This is a genomic window from Ruegeria sp. AH12, assembly GCF_056541465.1.
Genome location: NZ_JBQFYL010000047.1, coordinates 1 through 1,481, shown reverse-complemented (window position 1 = coordinate 1,481; position 1,481 = coordinate 1). Strand labels below are relative to the sequence as shown.

Annotated in this window: 2 protein-coding genes; one reads left to right on the top strand and one right to left on the bottom strand. The window is 54.4% G+C overall.

Features of this window, described 5'->3' with window-relative positions:
* Window positions 1-393: 393 nt before the first annotated feature.
* On the top strand, window positions 394-558 hold the full coding sequence (locus ACR0EL_RS21455) for a hypothetical protein (protein ID WP_170394635.1): 165 nt from the start codon (window positions 394-396) through the stop codon (window positions 556-558).
* 69 nt (window positions 559-627) lie between these two features.
* Here ACR0EL_RS21455 and ACR0EL_RS21450 read toward each other — a convergent pair whose 3' ends face one another.
* Entirely contained in the window at window positions 628-1,443 is an 816-nt protein-coding gene (locus ACR0EL_RS21450) for an SDR family oxidoreductase (protein WP_170394632.1), read from the bottom strand.
* Window positions 1,444-1,481 lie beyond the last annotated feature (38 nt).

Genomic DNA, 1,481 nt, shown 5'->3' with positions numbered 1-1,481 from the left:
CAGTGACCTTGGAGGATGTGAACCGGGTGGCGTCTGAACTGCTGGACCCCGAGGGTCTGCATTTCACCATCGTCGGCAAACCGGAAGGGGTGGACGGCTGACGTCGTCCATCTACCCGCTGCCAAACAGAATTTTTCGTTGTTATTGAATAATTTTTCTTGGAATTGACGGCAGGGGGTGATGCGAACCACTGGCGGAAACAACGAGTTTGTGAACTCTTCCAGGGCGCAGCGCCAGACAGAGGATCGGCAATTCTCCGCCTTAAGTAATCGTTAACTCGCCTTGGCCATACTTTGGCCAGAAATGTCGAGAATTCTATGTTAGTCGGGAACGGAAATGGGGTTCAGAAGATCAACATCTCCTGAGACGAGGCTTTGGACGGATAGCGGCACCATGATAGTTGCGATAATGGGATTGGGAATACTTGCAGGGTTGTTAACCTTTGCTGCCGCTTTGATTGTCGGTCAATCTCTGCTCAGCGCTTTCGCACTTTACGTGGTGGCCGGTACGCTGACATCGCTTTTGGTAGCAGCGGGTATCTATTTCAGAAGCTCTTGAATTTGGTAGGTTGGAAATAAAGCCCAGCGACTGAAAAGTTTGCCACCAATCGGATTCCTGTGTTCTAACCTAAGCTTGGCCCTTTTTCGCTGCGCGCAGCATCTGACCCATCATCTGGCCAAACTTGCCCGAGCCGCGCTGATACAAAGCCCCGTCAACGGCCATGACTGTTCCGCTGATATAGCTCGCCATATCAGAGCTAAGGAATAGGCAGGCATTTGCCACATCCTGGGGTTGACCCCAGCGACCCAGCGGGACGTCCCGACGCAGCTCTTCATGGGCGTTTTCGGTAGGGGCCAGCCGTTTTGCGCCTTCGGTTCCTTCGATAAAACCCGGAACGACCGAATTCACGCGAATCCCTTCGACGCCCCATTCCATTGAAAGGGTTCGGGTGATTTGATCAACGCCCGCCTTGGCGGCGCAAACATGGGCCTGCCCTTCGTAAGGCAGATAGGATTGCGGGGCCGAAATGTTGATAATGCTGGCACCGGGACGTTTGAGATAGGGGTAGGCCCCTTTCATGACGTGGATCGTGCCCATCAGATCGATATCTATGACCGCCTTGAATGCATTGACCGACATTTCAGATGCCAGCGCTGGGAAGTTGCCGGCAGCACCAGAAATCAGGACATCGAAATCTCCAAAAGCGTCGTGGAATTGCTTAAGGCCTTCGGCTACGGCCTCTGGATTGCGAACGTCGAACGCCGCGCCGATCGCGTCGGATGCTCCTGCTGCTTTCAACGCAGCCACGGTATCATCAACCTTTTCCTGCGACCGGCTGGCGACAGCCAGATTAGCACCCGAGGCCGCAAAGGCCTCGGCAATGCCGCGATTGATACCGCTGGTGCCACCAATGACGATGACGGTCTTACTTGAAAAATCCATTTAGGCCTCCGGTGGAACGGGGGCCTTACTCTCCGTAG